The sequence below is a fragment of the Treponema sp. R80B11-R83G3 genome (genome assembly GCF_054786115.1).
Window position 1 is genome coordinate 1 of record NZ_BDHF01000601.1, and the last position, 473, is coordinate 473.

The 473-nt window shown below is 46.3% G+C and carries 1 protein-coding gene; it reads right to left on the reverse strand.

Going from position 1 to position 473, the window contains the following annotated elements; translation table 11 throughout:
- Positions 1-334, reverse strand: a 334-nt coding sequence (locus ACYVRH_RS15155; protein WP_461257678.1) for a hypothetical protein, incomplete at its 3' end; no start/stop codon positions are given.
- Between the last annotated feature and the right edge of the window lie 139 nt (positions 335-473).

Consider the following 473-nt stretch of genomic DNA (forward strand, 5'->3'; position numbering starts at 1 on the left):
TCAGAGTGAGCGTTGTCCCGCGCAATTGCCTGATAATTCCGAGCCTGTCCTCATCGGCAAGCCGTTCAAGATATAGCCTTACGGTTTCAGGCGAGTATTTGAAGTCAACGCCAAATGAATCGCTGAAAAAAGTGTCGTTGTACCCGGTTCGGACGCTTTCAAAACCGGTATTGCCTTGAACCATTGCCGCGAACAGGCTTGCTATCACGCTGTCCGCGCCGGGCAATACCCCGCTTGTAATTCCGGTAAGGCCTATCTTCTGCGCTATTGTTCCTGCTAAGTAAATCCCGCCTTTACTTTCAATCTTTTCCGTGGTAGTCTGAATTGTGATCATGTCCGCCTCCGTTACGTTTTTTTGTTGTAATTAAAACATATCACGGCGGGCATGATCTTTCAAACCCATTTGGTTTACGGTTGTTTTCGCTAATTCCTTGTATTATATAGACTTACGGAATTAGTCATACGGATTCAGG